The following is an 18,195-nucleotide window of genomic DNA, read 5'->3' as shown; positions in this document are numbered from 1 at the left end:
TGAGATCCCCTTTTTCAAGGGGATGACGAGTGTACTGTGTTGAATGCAGTACACACTAAAAACCGAAATAAACCGTCATCCTCACGAAAGTGAGGATCTTTGGCTGCGAGTATTGTGCTCAAATTATGCGAGTCACATGCCGCAGGAGATCTCCTTTTCAAGGGGATGACGGGGAATCGTTGATTGATGGAGCAACGTCGGATGACGGGTGTACTGCGTGGGTGACGCGACGTACATTGTGAATGAAATTAAAGAGAGAGATAAAATGAAAGCATACCAGCGTGAATTTATTGAATTTGCATTAGAGAAAGAAGTCCTAAAATTTGGCGAATTTACCCTTAAATCTGGTCGTAAAAGCCCTTACTTCTTCAACGCTGGGCTTTTCAATACAGGTCGTGACCTTGCTCGTCTAGGTCGCTTCTACGCAGCAGCACTGGCGGACTCAGGCATTGAGTTCGATGTACTATTTGGCCCAGCTTACAAAGGCATCCCAATCGCAACGACTACGGCGGTAGCACTCGCTGACCACCACGATATCGACACGCCTTACTGTTTTAACCGTAAGGAAGCGAAAGACCACGGTGAAGGTGGCAACCTAGTAGGCAGCGCACTCGAAGGCCGTATTATGCTGGTGGACGATGTGATCACAGCCGGAACTGCGATTCGTGAGTCGATGGAAATCATCAAAGCCAACGGTGCTGACTTAGCGGGCGTATTGGTCGCGATTGACCGCCAAGAAAAAGGCAAAGGTGAGCTTTCTGCAATTCAAGAAGTGGAACGTGACTTTGGCTGCGCAGTGATTTCAATCGTCAGCCTAACAGACCTTATCACTTATCTAGAAGAGAAAGGTGGTAACGCTGAGCATCTAGAAGCCGTGAAAACGTACCGTGCGGAGTTTGGTATTTAATTGTTCGCTTGATGAGCTGTATTTAAGCTGCGTTTGAATAGAAAAAAGGCCTGAGTGATCAGGCCTTTTTCGTTTCTGCTGGTGATTTATTGCTGGGGTTTCACTTTACACAGAATAGCACCGCGGTTGTGGCTTTCAGCGACGACGTCACTACAATCAAACTTCTCTTGATAATCTGGGTAGTCATAGGCCATTCTGTCTTTGAAGGTGATTAGATAGAATTGATCTAGTCCTTCAAGTTGATCGTCGGTGCGAAGTACTTTGGCCTGACCAAAGCTGTAATATTGACCTGAGTATGAGCGTGGGTATTTGTAGAACACGCGCACATCAGGGTTTAAGCTTTCAATTAGATGTTTATCACTGTTATCGGAAATTTTCCCCGTCGACAACATGTATGTTGCTGCGATCAGTGCTATTGGCACAATCAGCGCAGCGATCGTCAGCCAAATGGTATCTTTGCTCTTCCAGAAAATAGCAATCAACAAACCAATCGCTGGTGTACCTGGTAGTACGTAGGTCGGTAGAATATTGCTTGAAACCGTGAACAAGATAAGCGGTGACAATGCCCACCAGATCGCAAAGCTCGTGAAACCGTGGTTTTGTTTTGCTTGCTCAAGGCCAAACTTAGCGCGTACCAACATGAGAACCGGAAGAATGAGTGACCAAGGCAGCACCGCCAATAACCAGAAGAACCAGATTTTACCTTTCGGCTCTTCGTGACCTGAACCATAAAGGTCGCCAGTCCAGCCAGGCTCAACAAAGCGCTTGTAATGCTCACCCACAATAAAGTAATCGATAAATCCAGGTGTGGCACGCTCTGCCATGATGTACCAAGGAAGCGCAATGGCTAGCATGAGCAAGGTTCCCTTGATAAGCGGGAATCGGCGCCATAGCTCCACAAACGCGCCAATCAGCCCATGCTGAATGACCATCCATGGGAATACCGCCAAACCAAATAGCACAATCGCCACGGGCCCTTTTGCGAGCAGGCCAATAGCAAGACCAATAAAGCCCACATAGCCCCAAAGCGTCTCACCGCGCCAACATTGGTAGAAACCAATCATGGCAAGTGTAAGGCCTAAGGTAAGCGCCATATCGGTCATCACAGCGCCCGCTGAGATTGAGAATACCAGCGTGGTCGATAGAACGACAGCCGCAACCAGTGGGTTGTAGCCATTCTTCTTCGCAAACCATGCAGCACCAGCCACCACAATGACGCCTGCAAGCCAGTGCGGCAAGCGCAAGGTAAATTCTGACAACCCAAAGAGCTCAACACTAGCGGCGCTCATCCACGTGAACAGTGGTGGTTTACCCCAAAACGGAACGCCATAGTCAAACAATGGTGTTAGCCAGTTACCAGTTTCCACCATCATTCGTGCCATCTCACCATAGCGTGATTCAGTTGTGTCCATTAATGGATAGAATCCAAGCGAGAGTAGACGGATTAACAACGCGGCAATGAGTAGGAACCACAGCGTTCGCTGTTTATTTATCATTTTCATATGCTCCAAAAGCGGGACTGCGGCCGAGATAAATAGTAAGGCCGATGCTGAGCAAGACGATGCTATATCATCTTGCCGAACAAAAAAACGTTCGAAGTCTCACACATTCTTCAAGTGTAGGTCAATAAATTCGCAATCAAACTATTGTTAATTTGTGTATACCGGATGACCTTATACAACCTTCTTGGTTTGCAGTGCTTGCTCAATCAGTGGTGGTACAAATTGGCTAACGTCACCACCATGAATGGCGACTTCGCGCACTAAAGTGGAAGAGATAAATGCATGTTCTTCTGCTGGTGTAAGGAACACACTTTCCAATCCTGGTAGCAGTCTGCGGTACATGTTCGTTAGACCAAATTCGTACTCGAAGTCAACCGTCGTGCGCAGGCCGCGGATCAGCACATTGGCCTTTTCATCCTCGGCAAAGTTAACCAGTAGGCCAGAAAACCCTTTTGCCGTAACGTTATCTAAGTGTTTGGTGACTTCGCGGGTGAATTGCACGCGTTCATCGAGCGTAAACATGGTGTTCTTGCTTGGGCTCGCCGCAATAGCGATGATGACTTCATCAAACATGGTCGATGCGCGTTCAATCAGGTCTAAATGACCATTGGTAATAGGATCAAAGGTACCAGGGTAAATCACACGGGAGAGGCGTCTTTTCGTCACGGTATTGGCTCTTGTTAAAAGTTTGCGTCAGTGTAGCACTTTCCTGCGTTTATTAGGAATGAGGTTGCCAGAACACAACGAATTGCTATTATCCTCAAACAGCTAGGTGATAAGAGAGCAAAAATGAAAAACATACTGGTCGTTCGTAACGACAAGATAGGCGATTTTATGTTGGCATGGCCAAGCTTCGCGATGCTTAAAGCATCGATGCCGGATTGTCGAGTCACTGCCTTGGTTCCTAGCTATACCGTGGCGCTGGCAAAAGCCTGTCCGTGGATTGATGAGGTGATTGTAGATTGCGGTAAAAACGCCGACAAGCACACGCAAAAGCATCTGGTTCAAACACTAAAGGGCGCGAAGTTTGATGCATCCATCAACCTGTTCTCAACCACTTACAACGCTCTGTTAGTGTGGAAGGCGAAGATCCCGTACCGTTTGGCGCCTGCGACCAAGTTTGCTCAGCTTTTCTATAATCGACGCATCAAGCAAAAACGCTCACAAAGCGCCAAGCCAGAATACGAGTATAACCTCGATCTTGTTCGTGCATTTCTCACCGACCAGTCAATAGATATTGTGGAGCCGCGTGCACCGTATTTCTCTTTCTCCCTTGATGCGCTAGCGAAGCAAAAAGAGAAGTTAGCGAGTGGGCTTGGCCTAAACAAAGCGCTGCCTTGGGTTTATGTGCATGCCGGAAGCGGTGGTTCAGCCAATAACCTGACTCTTGAGCAGTATTCTGACCTGGTTGCTGGAATCGATAGCAATTTCAATGTGGTACTGACTGCCGGTCCTGGCGAAGAAGAGAAGGCGAGAGAGCTACAGAATCTGTTAGCAGAAAAGCAGATAGAGAGTGTGGTGTATGACAAAAATGATGGGCTGGTCGATTTCTCCTGCTCGCTTGCCTGCGCCAGTCTGTTTATCGCCGGCTCAACAGGGCCTCTGCATATCGCCGCGGCACTTGATGTGCCTACGGTTGGCTTTTTCCCAGCGAAACGATCTGCAACGCCACTACGTTGGAAACCCCTGAATTCAGATGGACGTCATTTGGCGTTTGCACCGCCTCAAGCCGAGGACAAAGCGAGTCAAGAGAACATGACTCGCATCGATATTGCTAAAGTGACGCAAGAACTCAACCTTTGGGCGGCTCAGTACTTGTCCTAACCCAGAGATCGGCGTATTTCACGAATGTGGAGTGCGCTGATAGCAAACATAGCAGTAAGCCTTGTTTACCATCTAAGAATCCAGCTTTGACGATGTACATTTTCACAAAGCAGGCAACAGCATGCAAAATACCCTGTGAAATGCTCGATTTCTTGCCACGCTTCTCTCTTTGTTCAGCCCACGCCTTGGCATAACCTGCAGACTTCACCAAGTAGTGGTGAATGTCGTCATAGGTGTAATGGATAAGATCGCCTTGCAGGGTTTCAATCGTCATTGACTTGTCGGTCTCGACTTTTTCGTGCACTAAGGAGTCATTGTATTGCGTGAGCTTAGTCGGGTAGAGGCGCAATACTTTGTCTGGATACCAGCCACAGTGTTTGATGAAGCGACCAAATACCCAGCTTAGTCGGGCAAACTGATAAATAGTGGTGGGAGCGTTTTTACTGACCGCTTCCAAAATGCTAACTTTGAGCTCTGGAGTGACGCGCTCATCGGCATCGAGCCAAAAAACAAAGTCGGATTGGACATGGCTCTGTGCAATCTGTCTCTGACGGCCAAATCCAGGCCAATCACTGTTGGTATAGAACTTCGCGCCCATCTCTTCAGCAATAGCCTTTGTATCATCGTTGCTGCCGGAGTCTAAGATAACCATTTCATCCACCCAGCCTTGCACTGTCTCTAGGCAAGCGCGTAGATGTTTTGATTCGTTTTTTACTATCAGCGCGACAGCAAGTGTTGGTTTGGTCACTGTTATGATCCTTGGTTGATTGATTGTCTCGCCATTCTTCTCGTCATCCTCACTTTCTTGCGCCATCCTCACTTCTTTTCGCCATCCTCACGAAAGTGAGGATCTCCCAAAGCGAGTGACGTCTTCAACAATAACGTAAGAACCCAAAGCGCATTTAACTTCACAGCGCGTTGCATGAGATCCCCTTTTTCAAGGGGATGACGCTATGTTCGCCATTCTCACTTTCTTGCGCCATTCTCACTTTCTTGCGCCATTCTCACTTTCTTACGCCATTCTCACTTTCTTGCGCCATTCTCACTTTCTTGCGCCATTCTCACTTTCTTACGCCATCATCACTTTCTTACGCCATCCTCACTTCTCTTCGTCATCCTCACGAAAGTGAGGATCTCCCAAAGCGAGTGACGTCTTCAGCAATAACGTAAGACCAAAAGCGCATTCAACTTCACAGCGCGTTGTATGAGACCCCATTTTTCAAGGGGATGACGAATGTACTACATAGGGTGACGAGTGTAAGAGATTGAATGCAGAGCACTAACAAAGCGCTTCTGATTTCACCACATGGTCAAACATCGCAACCACGCTTTCAGCTTTAATACGCTGCATAGCATGTTTATCTTTAACCCGTGCACGCCATTCAAGCTCGCTACTGGCTTTGCCGGTTTCCGCAACGATCGCGTCTTCATACGCTGATACTACATAATCTAGATAACGATACGGACCCGTACGCTCGGGATTATGGTGCGCATATAACCCAATAACAGGCGTACTCATCGCATTGGCCATGTGTGTGGGGCCGGTATCCGGAGCAATCACAAGATCGGCCTTATCCAGCAGAGCCAGCATCTGCATCAAGCTACTTTGACCAATGACATTTGTGATGCTGTAAGAGCACAAAGCTTCAATCTGCGCACCAAGCTCTACCTCAATCTTTGCTGGGCTGCCTGCTAAGACGACCTTCCATCCTTTCTCAACCGCATGGTTAATCACAGCAACATAACCAGCTGCCGTCCAGTTTTTATAGCCTTTGCTGGCGGCAGGAACAATGACGAGATTTCGCTGTCCCACTAGAAGTTGCGTCGCCCAGTCAGCATGTTGCTGCTCATAGTTTAGCTGCCAAGCCGGCGCTGAATCAGGGATACCAAGGGTGGTATTGAAGGCGAGTAAGCCATCCAATACGTGCATTTTTTGCGGTGAAGGTACCTTCACATTAGTGAAGAGCTGCTGAAAATCCTGAGCTCTATCTGCATCAAAACCGAGCTTGTATTTAGCTTTAATGCCCAAGGTGGCAATGCTAGCGCGCAGTGCGTACTGCATATGGAGCAGCGCATCAAATTGTTGACCACGAAGTTGGCGCCACAAATCGCGATAGCCACGCCAACCCGCTTTTTTGTCAAACACGACGATATTGATGCCTTGAATGCTCTCAAGCAGCTTAGCTTCGAGTGAACCGGTAATCCAGGTAACTTGCGTATTTGGCCAGTGCGCTTGGATTGCTTGTACTGCAGCGATGGTGTTACACACATCACCAATAGCAGAGAGGCGAAGAATGCAAATCGATTGAGGTGGAGAGGTAAACAGTGCCATAGTACCAGTGCATTCAGTGATTGATTGGCAACGATTATGCAGTGAAGAAAATAGAATGTAAAATTTCGCCTAAATGCTAGTATCTGCGCTCCCAAACGATAGACTTTACAAATTGTTAAACTCTGTCACTCTTTGAAAAGTGATTCTAAAGGATAATGCTCTATTGCCATGCGGTTTGAAGTGATTATGTCAGCGTATAACGACGCCGATGTGTTAGCGTTAACGTTATCAGGCTACCTCAATCAAGTAGACCCAGACTTTGATGTCTGTATTGCGGATGATGGTTCTGGACCAGAGGTAAAACAGCTGGTTGAGAAATTTCAACAGCAAGGGCTGCGAATTCGTCATATCTGGCATGAAGACCTCGGTTTTCGTCGTACCGTGATTCTAAATAAGGCGGTGGCGACCTCCAGCGCGGAAAGAGTCATATTTACTGACAGTGATTGTATTCCCAACCCGCTGTTTGTTGCAGACCATAAAGCGGTCGCGCGCCCTAAGAGTATGGTTACAGGCCCTAGAGTGTATTTAGGCGCGGACATTACAGCCGCGCTAAAAAGCGGTGAAGCATCTATCTCTGAGCTTAACAATACCGCCTTGCTGTTTTGGCTTTCAATACGCAAGCAGCTATCGAAAATTGAACAAGCGCTTCGTTATCCAGCCTTTTTGTTGCCATTGCTCAGAAAAGTAAAATCTGTTTGGCCATATGGTGCAAATTTCGCTGTAGACCGCCAAGATTTATTGTTGGTCAATGGGTTTGATGAGGACTTTTTAGGGTGGGGAGGAGAGGATATTGACCTCTATCACCGCCTATCTTTAGTTGGAGTGAAGCCTGTTAGTGAGCTAGGGCGAGCCGTTATCTATCATCTTGATCATCCAATAAGAGAGGCTGATGATGGCGATGAGGAACTGACACAACTAAAGCAGCAGAAACGCAACACCAACACCGCTTATTGTGCTAACGGTATGAATAAGTGGTTAGATTAAGGCATTAATTGCCGAGTGACCGATTAATGGCCAAACAACAGATAGAACCTGGAGAAAATGTGCAGCAAACATCCCCCCGTCCTAATACTATGATTTGGTATGACAGCGACTACATTTCCAATCCAGATGAGCTCATTTTCAGTCCTGACTTTTGGAAGACACAGAGTAAAGTGCTCGGTAGCGCCGAGGGGCGTGGTACCACTTGGTTTGTGGAAACTGAACGTTTTCCCGCGGCGCTGCGCCATTATCGTCGAGGTGGGTTGTTTGGCAAACTGGTGCGCGATCAGTACTGGTTCAATGGTTGGAATAATACCCGCAGCTTTCAAGAATTTACTCTTCTTAGCAAGCTTGTTGACGCGAATGTCAACGTGCCTCGCCCATTGGCAGCACTGGCAGTGCGCTCTGGGCTCTACTACCGCGCAGACCTTTTAAGCGAAAAGATTGCCAATGCTCAAGATTTGGTCGCGATTCTTCAAGGTGGTACGCTAGATAAACAGGCGTACCATCGAATCGGTGCTGAAATCCGAGCGATGCACGATATAGGGGTAAATCATACCGACCTCAATATCCACAACGTGTTGATTGATGATCAACAGAAAGTGTGGATTATTGACTTTGATAAGTGTTCCGAGCAGCCTGGAGAAGGGTGGAAGCAAGACAACCTAAATCGCCTAAAGCGATCTTTTGAAAAAGAGCTAGGACGTTATCATATCCATTGGCAACCTAACGAATTTGAAACCTTATTAGCGGGCTACAAACAAGGGAAGAGATGAGAAAACTCTACTTTTATTTAAGGTGTATTCCTAAAACACTTTGGTTTAACTTTCATTATTTCCCATTAGCAACCGCACTGCGCTTCCCGGTGTTAGTGTCTCATCGTACCTACTTCAGAGATTTTCGCGGCAGTGTGACGGTACCGAAAGATGTTAAGCTTGGGAAAATCAAGCTGGGCTTTGGAGAAGTACAAATCGCTGACGGAAAATACTCACGATTTATCTGGTCACTCAAAAAGGATGGAACCGTCAACTTCGGTCGTGGCAACAAAATAGGAACAGGCAGTCGCCTTCATATCTCCGGTGAGTTAACCATTGGTGATGGCGTCAACTTTTCGGGTGAAACCACGTTAGTGTGCCAAAAAGCGATGAACTTTGGTGACAGAGCCTTAATCTCTTGGCAAACCTTGTTTATGGATACCGACATGCACGCGGTTGAGCGAGAAGGTGGCGTGAGCATCAACCCGGATAAAGAAGTCACTATAGGCTCAGATGTATGGATATGTGCGCGCTCGACCATTCTTAAAGGCAGTGTGGTTGATGATAACTCGATTGTGTCGGCAGCTGCGTTAGTGAGTGGCGTGTTTGCCAAAGACGCTATTATCGGTGGCAACCCTGCCAAAGTGATTGGCTCAATGGCAGGGAAACGATTTGTCCACTAGGGCTTAACTTGTCTCTGCGTTTTTCGCTCGGATCAGAAAGCCAAGTAAAATGGCGTTGGTGGTTGCATAAAGTACCACGCCTTCGTTGTGCAGAAAGTGGTCTTGAGAGACACAGAACCCCGCCGTAGAAAGAATGTGTAACCCACCAAGTGTTGCCCACAGTTTAACCTCTTCGTTTTTCGCTCGAACTAGGCTCACTAAATAGAGAATGCCAGGAACGGCAAGAAAGCCCAATAATCCAATAAAACCTATTATTCCTCGTTGCGACAGTGCGTTGAAGTAGGCGCTGTGAGCGTTACCGTTGAATGTTCGTGCATACTCGGAAAGCTCTCCATTGGCGAGCGCAAGATCAAGGCGAGGTTGAAGCGCATGCTCTCCCCAACCAAGCAACGGCTTCTCTGAAAATAGCTGCCAAGCAAACTTCCACATTTCAACGCGCACGCCGACCGAACCTTGCTCAGATTGAGCTTGATCTGTGATGACTGCGACGTGATTTCCAATGCCGACAGGTGAAGTCGCTACGACTAATGCGACAGTTGCAATTAATGAAAGCAGTGCAATCACGGAATAGCTACGTGCTGTTCGTTTAAAAAAGACGACAGCAGCAATTAAGTAGGTAATGGGAGCTAAGACCCACCCTCCTCGTGTCAGCGACATGACACTGGCGGCAAGCGCCAAATTGGCGCCTACTAAGCAAAGCCAGGCGAGCTTTTGATTAGACTTGTGCCAATAAAGTGAAAGGGTAAACAGCAGTGTGGAAAATAAAATAGCGGCATTACCCTTTTGAATTGGCATTAGTGCACCAAAGCCCCGCCACTCCTTAATATAGACGTCATAGCCTGAAATCAGCGCGCCTAACAATCCCCCAGCAATTAGACCGTAGCACAGCGAAGCCGTAGAGACTCGAGTGAAGATCACCAAATAGCTGACAATACATAACAAGAGTGCTTTAGCTGGGTATTCAATGGATCGCCCGACACTTCGCGTATCGAGGTCTAAGTAGGCACTTAACGCAATAATAAACAAGTGAAGGCCAAATAAGGCAAACGTCCAATTCAGAAGCTGCATTTCGTTAAAAGCAGAGCAGGTCGTGTCTTTGCGCTGGTAAACCAAAACAATCATCGTCACTAAGACCAATAAAGCCGAGGCTATGTTATAGCCACCGTTAAAGTAAGTCGCAAAAAACAGTGCGACTAACGCGGCACTGAGTTTGTTGAGCCAATTAGGGGCGATAGAGTGATGGGTAGTCATAGTGATTCTACGTCGAGTTATTCAGTAAGTTAACGGGATGCAGCGAGGCGGTCTAATGTGCGTCGCAAAGCCCCTTGATTTTGACTAACAATGTGTTTGTTAGCGTCCCCCATGGCCATAGCCAATGGGGGCTCCGCAATAAGCTTAGATACGGCACTGGCAATTTGCTCACTACTCTCACAAACTATCGTCCCTCTGTTGTTTACCAACTGCTCGGTAATATCAACAAAGTTGAAGTAGCTTGGACCGGTTAGTGAGGGAATACCGAGAGCGGCGGGTTCAAGCAAATTGTGTCCACCCACTTTATTGCCGAGTAAGCTCCCGCCCATAAAGCAAACATCGCTTGCAGCAAGGTAGCTCATCATTTCTCCCATGGTATCGCCAACGACGACGGATGTTTCGCTTGGAAGTGCCGATGTTAGTTTAGAGCGCTTCGCGCTAACAAAGCCTTGAGATTTGCAAAGTTTAGCCACATCGTTAAAGCGCTCTGGGTGTCTAGGTACAATAACGAGTAGTAACGCTGGGTGAGTGCTTAGGAGCTGCTTGTGAACCGCTAATAGCTGCTCATCTTCTCCTTGGTGCGTACTGGCGGCGATCCAAACCGGACGGTCTTGACCAAGTTTCGCTCGTAGTGCGCGGCCTTGTTCTATTTGCTGCTCAGTCACCTGAATGTCGAACTTAACTGAACCAGTAACTTGAATGCGCTTAGTGTTGATACCCAAACGCTCAAAGCGGCGCGCATCGTCGTCAAACTGGCAACACAGAGTAGAAATAGTTGGCGCAATAACATCAAACAGCGGTTGCACTTTTTGATAGCGGCGACATGAACGCTCAGATAAGCGAGCGTTAATCACAGTGATTGGCACGCCAGCTTTGTTCACCCAATACAAGGTGTTTGGCCACAATTCTGTTTCTACAATGATCATTTGAGATGGGTTAATCACACTCAAGAAGCGCTTAACCGCAAAGCCAAAATCCAGTGGCATGTATCGGTGCTGGGCAATATGGCTCAGCTTGGCGGCTTGCTCGGCACCGGTTGGTGTGGTTGTGGTGATCAGGATGTCTGTGTCTGGGTTTTCAACTGCAAACTGCTTAATAAGCGGTGTCACTGCCAGTGTTTCCCCTACAGAGACCGCATGAAACCACACAACAGGCTTGTCATTGGGTGTAAGCTTTGGGGTAAAGCCAAAATGTTCACGCCAACGAGCGCCGATACTCGGCTTTCCCTGTTTGGCTTTGAATAAGCCATATAGGAAAATGGGCGCAACGATAGCAAGTAGCAAACTATAAACAAAGCGAGCGATCATTGCGGCTTCACATTTGGGCTAATGAGTGAGTGCTGTTGTAAATACTGCTCGGTTTGCTGCACATAATCGGCCTTGTAGGAGTATTTAATACTATCGTGTGAAGCAAGCAGGTTAAGAGCCAACAAGTAGCCAAACGCCAGTTTTATGAGCAGTAAGCGCTTTTCACCGACAGTAAACCAAGTGGCGATAAACGAGGTAAAACGATAGCGCTGTATAAGTTGGTTGAATCGAGACGGAGTAGAGCCGCGAGTTGCGGACTCCTTTGAAACCAAAATGGCGTGAATACCGATAAGGATTGGTAATATCGCAAATGGATACACCATAATTAGATGCCAGTAAGAAAAGGTAATTGGCGATAAAGCGGCACTAATCAGAACACCGACAACCGCACCAAATGCGTACAGTTCGACCCATTGTTGCCCATCTACGTTGCCACGACCGCGCAGGCAAAGCGGTTTTATACGCTTCCACCATAACCAGTTTAGTCTTGCGGACACGACAACCGTTACTGCACCTACCACAAATACCAGTGTTTTCCACAGCGCGAGCGTGGTGAACTTTAGCCACTCAATGTGTGTTAACCAATCAAACTCTCCATAGGCAATGATCTTATTAGAGAACAGCATTGAGCCATATCGTAGCCAATAAAGTAGCGCTTTTAAAACCGGATAAACATGCACCAAGCCGTATCCGATATAGCGGTCACTTTCGCGAGTTAAATTCTCATTGACCGCATACTCTTGAAAGTATGGGATCAAAGAAAGCAATAACGTTGCTACCGCCGCTATCGCCCCAAGCCAAGAGACGTGCCCCATTTGGCGATAGAACAGGTACACCGAAATCACCGCTAAAATAGGCCACGAGTAATGAAGCTGCATTGCCAACCCAATCGACAGGACATGAACAAAGGTATAGCCGAAAGATTTATTGAGGCGCATTTTGGAGGCGGACCAAAGGTGCATGGCGGCGAATAAGCACAAATACGATGGGTTATATAACAAACTGTCGTACAAGAACCAAGGGTTTAACCAATAGAGTGCGAGAAACAGTAAGCGCATCAAAGCACTATTTTTTTCAGGCATCATGGTCTTAATGACATTATCGAGTAACACTAGCGAGACGATGCGCAGCAATACTAGCAGCACCATTGGCGACCAAGGTGAATCCCACACGAGCAGTGGCATTCCGATAAGCCAAGTGGATAAAGAACCAGGGACATTGCCCACCGCGCTGGCGGCATTACCATAGCTCAACCAGGTATCTTGGTAGGCGCCTAAATACCCTTTGTAGAGCATCTGCGTCTGATCCCCGGTTAGGATTTGGTTTTGAGCGTAGAGAAAAGTAAATACTAAGCCTACAGCAAAGCCTAACGTGTACAGCCAGTGAAAATGTCGTTCTGCGATGGAGTGTTGGTTCATTATCAGACTCTTTAGAGCGGTTAACGAGGTGTGGACTCTGAGGAGCCGGAATAGGTCCACACTTTGTGAATAAGATAGGTGATGACAGGTAATATAACGACAACCATCAGCACACGTATATAGCTATTCCAGTCAGAGAACAGCTCGCTTATCGCCTGTGAAATCATTAAAGCGCCAAACTGCACCATAAAAAAGCGCAGCGCATTGTGCAAGTTAACCTTGTGCCTGAACACCAGCACCGTTTGCGCAAAATAAGAAAAGACAAACGCGATTGAGAAGCCAACAATATTGGCGTACAGCACATTGTCTTTGACTAGGTGAATAAAGCTAAAGGCAACAGCAATGTGAATCGCGGTCGCCATTCCGCCCGTGAGGGCGAAACGGACTAGGCGATACTGAAGCAGTCGGTCAAGCAGCGCTCGCATCGTTACTGGCTCGAGTTATCGTCTTGTGACTTGACGTTAGAAGGAGTGCTAATGCTATCTTCTTCAATGATATAGGTTGGTCTGCGTTTGGATTCCATATACAGACGCCCAATATACTCCCCCATAACGCCGATGCCAATTAACTGCACACCACCAAGGAATAGCATGATGGTGATGGTCGAGGCATAACCAGGAGCATCAATACCGTAGATTAGGGTTTTTACAACGGTGAAGCTGCCATAAATAAAAGCGAGGGCAGAGATAAACGAGCCGATATAAAGCCAGATACGAAGTGGTGCAGTACTAAAACTGGTAATCCCATCAAGAGCAAAGTTCCACAACTTCCAGCCGTTAAAGCTGGTTTCACCCGCTTCACGTGCTTCACGCTTGTACTCGACCACCGCGGTTTTAAACCCCACCCAAGAGAAAATGCCTTTCATAAAACGCTGGTTTTCAGGCAGCAGTTGAATGGCATTGACTACGCGGCGATTGATTAAGCGAAAGTCCCCGACGTTTTCAGGGATATCGACCTGAGCAACGGCGTTGTGAAATTTATAAAACATCTCGGCAGAGAATTTTTTCGCCCACGAGTCGGTGCTGCGATCGGCACGTTTTGCCACAACCACGTCATAACCCTCACGCCACTTTTCGAGGAAGTCGTGAATAAGCTCAGGTGGATCTTGTAGGTCAGCATCAATTGGGATCAGCACTTCGCCACGGGCAAGATCGATACCAGCGGTCAGTGCTGCTTCTTTGCCAAAGTTTCTTGATAAATTGACGACACGGATATGGGCATCCTGCTGCTGTAGCTGCTTGATCACCGATAGTGTATTGTCTTTACTGCCATCGTTGATCAGAATTACTTCGTAGTCATACTCGGTTTGCTGTAAAACCGTAGTGATACGCTCCATAAACAAGCCTACCACTTGCTCTTCGTTATAGCATGGGCAGATGATGGAAATGGTCGGTTTATGTTCTGTCATTCGATTTCTCTAATTTGATCAATGCCGTTAAGGCAGCGCGTTAAATTTCGCTTTTTCTTTTGCTCGAACATTTGCATGGCTTCAGAGCCTTGTTGTTTCTCTTTATGGTACAGATGAAATAATGCGCAGCGCCCAAGAACAGTTTGGGGAGTAAGCCCCCATTTTTCTAAGCGCCATACAAGGTCGGTTTCTTCCATGCCATAACCTTCATAATCAGCATCAAAGCCATTTACTTCAAGCAGAGCGTGACGTGGAACGGCTAGGTTAGCACCAATAGCACCTCGTGGCTTTCGATTCCAATATCTAAGGATAGGCTCAGGAAAGCGAATCGCCATTTCAGGTCGCTTTAAGCCTTTTTTTAGTGCTTGGCTTAACAGCCAAAAAACAGACTCGGTTTGCTTCAAGGCGACGTTATGTTCACGGATTAACTGACTAGCACCTTGATACAAGTCGACTCTACGACCAAATAACATCGTGTCGCTACGCAGCCTTTGTCGGTAATCCTCGATAAAGTGCTGCGAAGGGATGCAATCGTTGTCCGTCATGATAATAAAATCACATTGTGAACTGACAATTGCTTTGTTTAACGCCAGCGCTCGCCGATAGCCTTTGTCTTGTTGCCAAAGGTGGCGAATATTCAACCCCAGGGCACGATAGACATCGACTAGGGCTTTAACTTCTGGTCCTGAACCATCATCAGTGACACAAAGAGAAAAGTCAGTATCGGTTTGACGTAAATATCCCTCGAACACCAATCGCATATCTCGCACATTATTGTAGGCGGCCATGATGACTTCAATGGTCGCACTGGTGTCCGTGTTGTCGTAATGCTTAGCAGACATAACCGCTTAATAATCCTGATTCTTGAAAACTGGCTGCTCTATGGCTTTGATTTAGCCTCAAGAGCAAATGGTCTTATAATTTAGCGATAACCATATCGGGTTCGAGTTGTTTTAAGCAATTCATATGCCCTAAAGGGCACTCACGCTTAAAGCACGGCCGACACTCTATATCAGTATTTACAATCTGTACATTCTCACCGAGAGGTGGCGTGTAGTCTGGTGAACTCGAGCCATAAATCGCGACAATATTACAGCCAACCGCCGCAGAGACATGCATGAGCCCCGAATCATTACTGATCACGGTGTCGCAAGCAGCCAATAAATCCACCGCTTCAATAAGCGAGGTGTTGCCTGCCACGTTATAACAATGCTGCTGTGCCTCTGGCGTCAGAGCATTGCGAATTTTTTCAGTGACTTCGCGATCTTTTGCCGAGCCAAACAGCCAAACTTGCTTACCATTATCTATCACATGTTGTGCTACTTTGGCGTAGTGCGCATCTGGCCAGCGTTTAGCTGGACCAAACTCAGCACCCGGACACATGCCAATCGCCACTCTGTCGTTGGTTAGCGAGAACTTAGTTAACGTTTGTTTTTGAACCTGCGTATCAACAGATAGCTTAGGTCTTGGGCAAGTGTCCAGTCGCACTTCATCCAACATAGCGTCTTTTTGACTCGCTAACGCGACAAATCGTTCCACGTAATATTGGAAAATACGTTTATTTGGACGTAAATCAGTAAGCAGGCCGTAACGACTTTCGCCTTTCCAGCCAATGCGATTGGGAATGCCAGCAAACAGTGGTATTAAAGCAGACTTTGCCGAGTTAGGTAGTACATAGGCATGTGTATACTTTTGCTGCTTGAGCTGTCTGCCAATTCGCCAACGCCCTTTTAAATCAAAAGCACCATGTCCAATAGGCATTTCAATCGAGCGGTTCACTTGCGGCATTCTGGCAAGAATAGGCTCGCACCAGGCAGGAGCAAGGACATCAATGGTTGCGTCCGGGTAGCGCGTTTTGAGCTCAATATAGAGGCTTTGCGACATAACCATATCGCCGACCCATGAGGGGCCTATGACTAGGATCTTCATGATTTCACTTTTCTAAATAGGTAATTGCCACGCACTTTACGCCATAGCCCAAACACATCGGTTTTCGGGAATATGGCAATGCGGCGGATCTGATGAGGGTCTTGATGAAACGCCAATGGCCCTGAGTTCGTTGCCACCGCATATTGATAACCGGCTTCCTTGGCAATCTGTTTAGACGCTTGATTGTGTTCACCAAAAGGATAAGCAAACGAGGTGAGCGACTTACCTAACGTCGCCTCAAGTGCTTTCTTGTTCTCTATAATCTCAACACGCTGCTCGTCGTCGGTTAAAGTATCAAGCTTAGGGTGAGTAAGGGTGTGACCACCAATCTCGATATGTCCTGATTCGGCAAGCTGTTTCACTTGCTCAGCGTTCATCAGCGGAACGGATTTCTCAGGGTTGTCTGGATTTTCCACATCCCAACGGTTAAAGCTCTCACCTGTCACCACATACACCACAGCTTTAAAATCATACTTTTTAAGTACAGGGAGCATCAGCTCAAGGTTATCCACATAACCATCATCGACAGTGAGCATGATATAACGCTGGTTAGCCTCTAATCGGCGAATGAGACGACCATCTTGTAAATCTTCGAACGTTAATGTCTCAAAGCCCATCTTTTTAAGAAGCGCCATATGCTTATCGAACATATCAATATGCAGATAGGTACCGTGGACACCTTTGCCACTGTCATCTTTGATGAATCGATGGTACATAATCACGGGCATCTCGCGTTTGAGTGTCGTGACGTAAACATCTTGGTAAATACGCTCAATATCATTGACGATGTTAGAGAGGCTATAGTTGTCTCGAATTGTACCGCTGGTGGTTTGCGAGCAATGTGAACGGCTTAGTCCTTTTTCAACCAGGGCAGCAATTTGAGTAAAGTCGATATCGAGGTCGACAGGGCCAATATCACCAAAATTCGTCGCCATCGCAGTATCAACATTGTTGTCGTCGACAATGCCAATGCAAGTCGCTTCACCAATAGCCAGTGTTGGTCTGCCACAAAGTAGCGCTTCCATAGCGACTCGGCCAGCGCCAATCACTAAATCGGCTTCACCAAGCATGGCTGGTACATCATCGGTGTAGCCCATAAAGTTGACGCTTGATGAAAATTTCTCAAATCGTGACTCAAACTTAGAACCTGTGACGACTCGAATATCGTATCTTTCGGCATCTAAACACTCATCGAGTAGACGATAACACAGTTCACCTTTTGGACCGCTTAAACGGCCAACGATCGTGACCACGGGTTTAGTATTTTTGGGTGCGTCCAGCCATTGAAACTTATCGGTTTCAATTCCGTTTCTACTGACTTCCATCTGTTCTAACGGTACGGCTAGGTCGTTATGGAGCTGTTCACGAATGGCTTCACACACTGGCAGAGCTTTATCGCCCATAGCATGAAACTTCTTACGGGAGGCGTGCACAGGTTGGCGACCGTGCACAGTGGTCACCATCGGCGTATTCGTGATTTTACAAGCCACATGGCAGCTCCAACTCGATGCCCGTGAATGAGCATGCACCAGCTGAATATTGTGCTTTTTGATGAGATAAATCAGATAGGCCACGTGCCAAAAACGGCGCGGCACACTGCGTTTATTGAAACGCAGTGAGAAAAAATCGCCTTTGTGTGGCTTGGTCAAAGTGTCGGAGACATAAATTACGTTATGGCCCCGAGCAGTCAGTTCATTACCTACCGTAGTAGCGTAAACCTCAGCCCCAGTTACTTCTAGCTGGGACAGAGCCATAAGAATGTTCATTTAAAATATATCTCTCATAGTGGCTTAATCACCTTCTTACGTCATTCTCACTTTCTTACGTCATTCTCAATTTCTTACGTCATCCTCACGAAAGTGAGGATCTCCCAAAGCAAGTGACGCCCTCAACAATAA

General features: G+C 47.1%; 17 protein-coding genes. 5 read left to right on the top strand and 12 right to left on the bottom strand.

The annotated features are described in order from the left end of the window. Positions 1-265 precede the first annotated feature (265 nt). Entirely contained in the window at positions 266-907 is a 642-nt protein-coding gene (pyrE, locus tag ACJB0T_RS21180) for an orotate phosphoribosyltransferase (protein ID WP_479291902.1), read from the top strand. A gap of 86 nt (positions 908-993) precedes the next feature. Here the strand turns inward: pyrE and ACJB0T_RS21175 are convergent, their stop codons facing one another. Both ACJB0T_RS21175 and coaD read right to left on the bottom strand, forming a co-directional pair. Then, entirely contained in the window at positions 994-2,400 is a 1,407-nt protein-coding gene (locus tag ACJB0T_RS21175) for an ArnT family glycosyltransferase (protein WP_479292339.1), read from the bottom strand. 180 nt (positions 2,401-2,580) lie between these two features. Beyond that, positions 2,581-3,075, bottom strand: a complete 495-nt coding sequence (coaD, locus tag ACJB0T_RS21170) for a pantetheine-phosphate adenylyltransferase (RefSeq protein WP_479291900.1) — start codon at positions 3,073-3,075, stop codon at positions 2,581-2,583. Between the two features lie 123 nt (positions 3,076-3,198). Between coaD and ACJB0T_RS21165 the strand changes: the two genes are divergently transcribed. Then, positions 3,199-4,233: a glycosyltransferase family 9 protein gene (locus tag ACJB0T_RS21165; protein WP_479291898.1), complete on the top strand. Its 1,035-nt coding sequence runs from the start codon at positions 3,199-3,201 to the stop codon at positions 4,231-4,233. On the opposite strand, the gene ACJB0T_RS21160 is transcribed toward ACJB0T_RS21165, so the two are convergent. Both ACJB0T_RS21160 and ACJB0T_RS21155 read right to left on the bottom strand, forming a co-directional pair. After that, a complete protein-coding gene (locus ACJB0T_RS21160; RefSeq protein WP_479292338.1) occupies positions 4,202-4,987 on the bottom strand; it encodes a glycosyltransferase family 2 protein in 786 nt (261 codons plus the stop codon). The two genes, ACJB0T_RS21165 and ACJB0T_RS21160, sit on opposite strands and share 32 nt — an antisense overlap. A 525-nt stretch (positions 4,988-5,512) precedes the next feature. Further along, positions 5,513-6,565 carry a glycosyltransferase family 9 protein gene (locus tag ACJB0T_RS21155; RefSeq protein WP_479291896.1) on the bottom strand — a complete coding sequence of 351 codons (1,053 nt, stop codon included), beginning with the start codon at positions 6,563-6,565 and terminating at the stop codon, positions 5,513-5,515. A gap of 186 nt (positions 6,566-6,751) precedes the next feature. Between ACJB0T_RS21155 and ACJB0T_RS21150 the strand changes: the two genes are divergently transcribed. The 3 genes from ACJB0T_RS21150 to ACJB0T_RS21140 are packed head-to-tail and all read left to right on the top strand — an operon-like array spanning position 6,752 to position 8,984. Next, positions 6,752-7,549 (top strand): glycosyltransferase, encoded by a 798-nt coding sequence (locus ACJB0T_RS21150; RefSeq protein ID WP_479291895.1) that lies wholly within the window; start codon positions 6,752-6,754, stop codon positions 7,547-7,549. Positions 7,550-7,608: 59 nt separating this feature from the next. Further along, on the top strand, positions 7,609-8,322 hold the full coding sequence (locus tag ACJB0T_RS21145) for a 3-deoxy-D-manno-octulosonic acid kinase (RefSeq protein WP_479291893.1): 714 nt from the start codon (positions 7,609-7,611) through the stop codon (positions 8,320-8,322). Beyond that, positions 8,319-8,984 carry an acyltransferase gene (locus ACJB0T_RS21140; protein ID WP_479291890.1) on the top strand — a complete coding sequence of 222 codons (666 nt, stop codon included), beginning with the start codon at positions 8,319-8,321 and terminating at the stop codon, positions 8,982-8,984. The genes ACJB0T_RS21145 and ACJB0T_RS21140 overlap by 4 nt, the downstream gene beginning before the upstream one ends. 3 nt (positions 8,985-8,987) lie before the next feature. Here ACJB0T_RS21140 and ACJB0T_RS21135 read toward each other — a convergent pair whose 3' ends face one another. The 8 genes from ACJB0T_RS21135 to ACJB0T_RS21100 all read right to left on the bottom strand — a co-directional run bounded on the left by ACJB0T_RS21135 (position 8,988) and on the right by ACJB0T_RS21100 (position 18,063). Continuing rightward, entirely contained in the window at positions 8,988-10,235 is a 1,248-nt protein-coding gene (locus ACJB0T_RS21135; protein ID WP_479291889.1) for an O-antigen ligase family protein, read from the bottom strand. 29 nt (positions 10,236-10,264) lie between these two features. Beyond that, the gene (waaA, locus tag ACJB0T_RS21130; protein WP_479291887.1) at positions 10,265-11,542 is read right to left on the bottom strand and encodes a lipid IV(A) 3-deoxy-D-manno-octulosonic acid transferase; all 1,278 of its coding nucleotides are present in this window, start codon (positions 11,540-11,542) and stop codon (positions 10,265-10,267) included. Next, complete coding sequence (locus ACJB0T_RS21125) at positions 11,539-12,960, bottom strand: 3-deoxy-D-manno-octulosonic acid transferase (RefSeq protein WP_479291885.1); 1,422 nt, start codon at positions 12,958-12,960, stop codon at positions 11,539-11,541. The genes waaA and ACJB0T_RS21125 overlap by 4 nt, the downstream gene beginning before the upstream one ends. 20 nt (positions 12,961-12,980) lie before the next feature. Then, positions 12,981-13,385: a GtrA family protein gene (locus tag ACJB0T_RS21120; RefSeq protein WP_479291883.1), complete on the bottom strand. Its 405-nt coding sequence runs from the start codon at positions 13,383-13,385 to the stop codon at positions 12,981-12,983. A gap of 2 nt (positions 13,386-13,387) precedes the next feature. After that, positions 13,388-14,368, bottom strand: a complete 981-nt coding sequence (locus ACJB0T_RS21115) for a glycosyltransferase family 2 protein (RefSeq protein ID WP_479291881.1) — start codon at positions 14,366-14,368, stop codon at positions 13,388-13,390. Continuing rightward, the gene (locus ACJB0T_RS21110; protein WP_479291880.1) at positions 14,365-15,210 is read right to left on the bottom strand and encodes a glycosyltransferase; all 846 of its coding nucleotides are present in this window, start codon (positions 15,208-15,210) and stop codon (positions 14,365-14,367) included. Before ACJB0T_RS21110 ends, ACJB0T_RS21115 begins: the two co-directional genes overlap by 4 nt. Positions 15,211-15,283: 73 nt before the next feature. Further along, positions 15,284-16,297 carry a lipopolysaccharide heptosyltransferase II gene (gene waaF, locus ACJB0T_RS21105; RefSeq protein ID WP_479291878.1) on the bottom strand — a complete coding sequence of 338 codons (1,014 nt, stop codon included), beginning with the start codon at positions 16,295-16,297 and terminating at the stop codon, positions 15,284-15,286. Continuing rightward, complete coding sequence (locus ACJB0T_RS21100; RefSeq protein WP_479291877.1) at positions 16,294-18,063, bottom strand: bifunctional glycosyltransferase family 4 protein/polysaccharide deacetylase; 1,770 nt, start codon at positions 18,061-18,063, stop codon at positions 16,294-16,296. Before ACJB0T_RS21100 ends, waaF begins: the two co-directional genes overlap by 4 nt. Between the last annotated feature and the right edge of the window lie 132 nt (positions 18,064-18,195).

It is taken from the genome of Vibrio sp. CB1-5 (genome assembly GCF_059412285.1).
The sequence above is the reverse complement of the archived record's forward strand: the minus strand, read 5'-3'. Positions and strand labels throughout refer to the sequence as shown.

Coding starts and splice junctions, on each gene's coding strand:
- pyrE (WP_479291902.1), top strand. CDS start 266: ATGAAAGCATACCAGCGTGAATTTATTGAATTTGCATTAGAGAAAGAA.
- ACJB0T_RS21165 (WP_479291898.1), top strand. CDS start 3,199: ATGAAAAACATACTGGTCGTTCGTAACGACAAGATAGGCGATTTTATG.
- ACJB0T_RS21155 (WP_479291896.1), bottom strand. CDS start 6,565: ATGGCACTGTTTACCTCTCCACCTCAATCGATTTGCATTCTTCGCCTC.
- ACJB0T_RS21150 (WP_479291895.1), top strand. CDS start 6,752: ATGTCAGCGTATAACGACGCCGATGTGTTAGCGTTAACGTTATCAGGC.
- ACJB0T_RS21140 (WP_479291890.1), top strand. CDS start 8,319: ATGAGAAAACTCTACTTTTATTTAAGGTGTATTCCTAAAACACTTTGG.
- ACJB0T_RS21135 (WP_479291889.1), bottom strand. CDS start 10,235: ATGACTACCCATCACTCTATCGCCCCTAATTGGCTCAACAAACTCAGT.
- waaA (WP_479291887.1), bottom strand. CDS start 11,542: ATGATCGCTCGCTTTGTTTATAGTTTGCTACTTGCTATCGTTGCGCCC.
- ACJB0T_RS21125 (WP_479291885.1), bottom strand. CDS start 12,960: ATGAACCAACACTCCATCGCAGAACGACATTTTCACTGGCTGTACACG.
- ACJB0T_RS21120 (WP_479291883.1), bottom strand. CDS start 13,385: ATGCGAGCGCTGCTTGACCGACTGCTTCAGTATCGCCTAGTCCGTTTC.
- ACJB0T_RS21115 (WP_479291881.1), bottom strand. CDS start 14,368: ATGACAGAACATAAACCGACCATTTCCATCATCTGCCCATGCTATAAC.
- ACJB0T_RS21110 (WP_479291880.1), bottom strand. CDS start 15,210: ATGTCTGCTAAGCATTACGACAACACGGACACCAGTGCGACCATTGAA.
- waaF (WP_479291878.1), bottom strand. CDS start 16,297: ATGAAGATCCTAGTCATAGGCCCCTCATGGGTCGGCGATATGGTTATG.
- ACJB0T_RS21100 (WP_479291877.1), bottom strand. CDS start 18,063: ATGAACATTCTTATGGCTCTGTCCCAGCTAGAAGTAACTGGGGCTGAG.